This window comes from Mesorhizobium sp. M2A.F.Ca.ET.042.01.1.1 (assembly GCF_003997405.1).
In the GTDB taxonomy this organism is placed as follows: domain Bacteria; phylum Pseudomonadota; class Alphaproteobacteria; order Rhizobiales; family Rhizobiaceae; genus Mesorhizobium.
Genome location: NZ_RZRX01000357.1, coordinates 1 through 4,798, shown reverse-complemented (window position 1 = coordinate 4,798; position 4,798 = coordinate 1). Strand labels below are relative to the sequence as shown.

Genomic DNA, 4,798 nt, shown 5'->3' with positions numbered 1-4,798 from the left:
GAGCGGATCAGCGTGCGCGTCGGCGGCCAGTTCACCTCCGAGGAAAGCCTGCGGGCCATCAATTTGCGCGTCAACGATCGCTTCTTCAGGCTGAGCGACGTGGCGACGATCCGGCGCGGCTATGTCGACCCGCCGACGGCCCTGTTCCGCTTCAACGGCCAGGACGCGATCGGGCTTGCCATCGGCATGAAGCCCAACGCCAATCTGCTGAAATTCGGCGAGGCGCTGCATGAGGAGATGCAGAAGGTGCTGGCCGACCTGCCGGTTGGCGTCGGCGTGCATCTGGTGGCCGACCAGCCTGTGATCGTCGAAGAGGCGGTCTCGGGCTTCACGCGGGCGCTGTTCGAGGCCGTCGCGATCGTGCTCGCCGTCTCCTTCATCAGCCTGGGGCTGCGCGCCGGCTTCGTCGTCGCGCTGTCGATCCCGCTGGTGCTGGCCATCACCTTCACGGTGATGGCCTATCTCGGCATCTCGCTGCAGCGCATTTCGCTCGGCGCGCTGATCATCGCACTCGGCCTGTTGGTCGACGACGCGATGATCGCGGTCGAGATGATGGTGGCGCGGCTGGAAGTCGGCGACAATCTGCGCAAGGCGGCGACCTTCGTCTACACCTCGACCGCCTTTCCGATGCTGACCGGCACGCTGGTGACGGTCGCCGGCTTCATCCCGATCGGCCTCAACTCGAGCGCCGCGGGCGAGTACACCTTCACGCTGTTCGTCGTCATCGCCGTGTCGCTGCTTGTGTCATGGATCGTGGCGGTGCTGTTCGCGCCGCTGCTCGGCGTCACCATCCTGCCTGCGACGATGAAGGAGAAGCACCACGACCAGCCAGGACGCTTCACCTCGCTGTTCCGGCGCGTGCTTGTCTTCTCCGTGCGCCGGCACTGGCTGACGATCATCGTGACGGTGCTTGTGTTCGCCGCCTCGGTCGCCGGCTTCGGCCTCGTGCAGCAGCAGTTCTTCCCGCCCTCCGACCGGCCGGAGCTGATCGTCGACTGGAACCTGCCGCAGAACTCCTCGATCACCGAGACGCGCGACCAGATGGAGCGCTTCGAGCAGCGGGCGCTGGCCGGCAATCCGGACATCGACCACTTCTCCTCCTATATCGGCGAGGGTGCCGTGCGCTTCGTGCTGGCCTATGACGTGCAGCCTGCCAATCCCTATTTCGGCCAGACCGTCATCGTCACCAAGAACATCGAGGCGCGCAACCGGGTGAAGCCGGCGCTGGAGAAGCTGCTGCGCGAGGAGTTCGTCGGCACCGACGCGTTCGTCAAATTGCTGGAGCTCGGCCCGCCGGTCGGAAGGCCCGTGCAGTACCGCGTCGGCGGTCCCGACATCCAGACGGTGCGGGAACTCGCGCAGCAATTCGCCGGCGTGATCTCGGCCAATCCGAAGCTCGCCGCCCCCACCTTCGACTGGAACGAGCCGCAGCGCGTGCTGAGGGTCGACGTGCTGCAGGACAAGGCGCGCCAGCTCGGCATCACCTCTTCCGACATCGCCAGCGCGCTGAACAGCACGGTGGGCGGCTCGACGATCACGCAGGTGCGCGACGCGACCTATCTCATCGATGTCGTGGCCCGCTCGCGGGAGGCCGAGCGCGGCTCGATCGAGACGCTGCAGAACATGCAGCTGCCGACCGGAAACGGCGAGTCGATCCCGCTCGCCGCCGTCGCCAACTTCCGCTACGACCTCGAACAGCCGACGGTATGGCGGCGCAACCGCACGCCGACGATCACCGTGCGCGCCGGCCTGGTCGGCGACGTGCTGCCGGCGACCGTCGTCAACGAGCTCAAGCCCTCGGTGGACGCCTTCATCGCCAAGCTGCCGCCCGGCTATTCGGTCGAGACCGCGGGCTCGGTCGAGGAAAGCGCCAAGAGCCAGGGACCGATCGCGGCGGTGGTGCCGCTGATGCTGTTCGTCATGGCGACCATCCTGATGATCCAGTTGCAGAGCTTCCAGCGCCTGTTCCTGGTGGTAGCGGTGGCGCCGCTCGGCCTGATCGGCGTGGTGGCGGCGCTCGTTCCCAGTGGCGCGCCGCTCGGCTTCGTCGCCATACTCGGCGTGCTGGCGCTGATCGGCATCCTGATCCGCAACTCAGTGATCCTGATCGTGCAGATCGAGGACCTCGTCAAGGAAGGCAAGGACCCATGGGCGGCCGTGATCGAAGCGACCGAGCACCGCATGCGGCCGATCGCGCTGACCGCCGCGGCTGCAAGTCTCGCGCTGATCCCCATCGCGCGTGAAGTGTTCTGGGGGCCGATGGCCTATGCCATGATGGGCGGCATCATCGCCGGCACGGCGATCACGCTGCTGTTCCTGCCGGCGCTTTACGTGACGTGGTTCCGGGTGAAGGAGCCGAAAGATAGGGAAAGCGTGGCTGTTTCAGAGACCGGAGATCTGGCGCAGACCACCCCAACCTAAGGCCGTCATTCGTCATCGCGAAGGCCGAGAGGACGCGACTTGGCGCGCTGCCACGGTGATGACCTTGAGCTGCGCCAAGCGTGCCAACCCTTTGGCAAATCGGCCAATTCCAGGATGCTTTTGTCCCGGTCAACCACCTCTTGCAAGCCTACGAGCATCATGTCGCTTTCATTCCGATCCCGCGTGTCGCTGCTGTAGAACTGCCAACTGCCTCCTCCATCATTATCGTCGTCGTCATCGTCACTTTCATGCACAACGTATGCGATCCAGTCATCGTGTCTGAATATGCCCTTGTCCGACAAGACCGCGACGTTCGGTGGGTCTTCGAAGTTCCATCGCTCCACGCGAAATCTCCTAAATTGGCTATGGGCCAACAGGACCATCTCAAGCCGTCCGCACAAACCCCTCGCTCGCCCTGAGCAGATTGCGCGTATAGTCCTCGCTGACCCGGTGCCCGATCAGCTGGCTCGCGGTCAGCGTCTCCACCGCCTCGCCGTTCTGCATCACCATCAGCCGCTCGCACATATGGGTGATGATGGCGAGGTCGTGGCTGACCATCAGGAAGGTGAGCTTGCGGCGGCGACGGACCTCTTCCAGTAGGTTCAGCACTTCGGCCTGCACCGAGGCGTCGAGCGCCGAGGTCGGCTCGTCGAGCAGAAGGATCGAAGGTTCGAGGATCAGCGCACGCGCGATGGCCACACGCTGGCGTTGGCCGCCGGAAAGCTGGTGCGCATAGCGGAAGCGGAAGCCCTTGCCGAGGCCGACCTCGTCCAGCGCGCGCTCGATGCGCTTCTCGCCGTCGGAAATGCCATGGATCGCCAGCGGCTCCTGCAGCAGGCGGTCGACTGTCTGGCGCGGATGCAGCGAGCCGTACGGGTCCTGGAACACCATCTGCACTTCGCGGTAGAAGGCCTTGTCGCGGGTTCTGCCGAGGGTCTTGCCGTTGACGGTGACGGTGCCGGAAGCGACAGGCGCAAGGCCGGTGATCGCCTTCAGCAGCGTCGACTTGCCGGAGCCGCTTTCGCCGACCAGGCCGTAGGATTCGCCTTCGCGCACTTCCAGGCTTACGCCCTTCAGCGCGCGAAAACGGTCGAAGACCACTTCCAGCCCCTGGATGGCGATCGCGGCCGTCATGCCGCCCACTCCGGCTTGCGGTCGAGCACCGGCAGCGGATGGCGCTCGAAGCCGATCCTCGGCATGCAGTTGAGCAGGCCGCGCGTGTAGGGGTGCTGGGCATCGCGCAGTTCGGACGCCTTGATCTGCTCGACCACCTTGCCGGCATACATGACGACGACGCGATCGCAGAAGGACGACACTAGGCGCAGATCATGCGAGATGAAGATCAGCCCCATGCCGCGCTCGGCGACGAGCTTGTCGAGGATCTTGAGCACGTCGAGCTGGACGGTGACGTCGAGCGCCGAGGTCGGCTCGTCTGCGATCATCAGCTCCGGTCCGGTGACCAGCATCATGGCGATCATGGCGCGCTGGCCCATGCCGCCCGAGACCTCGTGCGGATAAAGGTCGAAGACGCGAGCCGGATCGCGGATCTGCACCGCCTGCAGCATGGCCAGAGCCCGTTCGCGCGCCTCGGCCTTGGAGACTTTTTCGTGGGTGCGCAGCGTTTCGATGATCTGGCGGCCGATGGTCATGACCGGGTCGAGCGAGTATTTCGGGTCTTGCAGGATCATCGCGATGCGGTTTCCCCGCAGCGACCGGCGCTGGCGAGGCGAGATCGAGATCAGGTCAATGCCGTCGAAGGCGAGCTTCTTCGCCGAAACTTCAGCTTGCGGCGGGGTGAGGCCCATGATGGCGCGGCCGGTCTGCGATTTGCCGGAGCCGCTCTCGCCGACAATGCCGAGACGCTCGCGGCCGAGCGAGAAGGAAACGCCGCGCACGGCCTGCACAAGCCCGGTGCGGGTCGGGAAGGTGACGCGCAGATCGTCGACTTCGAGGAGCGTGTCGCTCATTGGTCGCCACTCCGGGGATCAAGCGCATCGCGCAGGCCATCGCCGAGCAGGTTGAAGCCGAGGCTGACGATAAGGATGGCGGCGCCAGGCGCCGCTGCCACCCACCACTGGTCGAGGATGAAGCGGCGGCCGGACGCGATCATCGCGCCCCATTCGGGCAGCGGCGGCTGTGCGCCGAGACCGAGGAAGCCGAGGCCGGCGGCGGTCAGGATGATGCCGGCCATATCCAGCGTCACCCGGATGATCAGCGAGGAGATGCAGAGCGGCATGATGTGGCGCAGCACGATGCGGAAGGGCGAGGCGCCCATCAGTTGCACCGCCTTGATGTAATCGGAGTTGCGCACCGTCAGCGTTTCGGCGCGGGCGATGCGCGCATAGGGCGGCCAGGAGGTGATGGCGATCGCCAGCAC

General features: G+C 65.5%; 5 protein-coding genes. 1 reads left to right on the top strand and 4 read right to left on the bottom strand.

What is annotated here, in order from left to right; genetic code table 11:
• On the top strand, window positions 1-2,421 hold a 2,421-nt coding region (locus tag EOA23_RS31660; protein WP_145966541.1), incomplete at its 5' end, for an efflux RND transporter permease subunit.
• Between the two features lie 5 nt (window positions 2,422-2,426).
• Here the strand turns inward: EOA23_RS31660 and EOA23_RS31655 are convergent.
• From EOA23_RS31655 to EOA23_RS31640, 4 genes are all read right to left on the bottom strand, one after another.
• Window positions 2,427-2,765, bottom strand: coding sequence for a hypothetical protein (locus EOA23_RS31655; RefSeq protein WP_210212512.1), 339 nt, complete (start codon window positions 2,763-2,765; stop codon window positions 2,427-2,429).
• A gap of 40 nt (window positions 2,766-2,805) precedes the next feature.
• The gene (locus EOA23_RS31650; protein ID WP_127306989.1) at window positions 2,806-3,555 is read right to left on the bottom strand and encodes an ABC transporter ATP-binding protein; all 750 of its coding nucleotides are present in this window, start codon (window positions 3,553-3,555) and stop codon (window positions 2,806-2,808) included.
• Entirely contained in the window at window positions 3,552-4,388 is an 837-nt protein-coding gene (locus EOA23_RS31645) for an ABC transporter ATP-binding protein (protein ID WP_127306988.1), read from the bottom strand. Before EOA23_RS31645 ends, EOA23_RS31650 begins: the two co-directional genes overlap by 4 nt.
• The coding region (locus EOA23_RS31640) for an ABC transporter permease (RefSeq protein WP_145966540.1) at window positions 4,385-4,798 on the bottom strand (414 nt) is incomplete at its 5' end. The genes EOA23_RS31645 and EOA23_RS31640, both read right to left, overlap by 4 nt.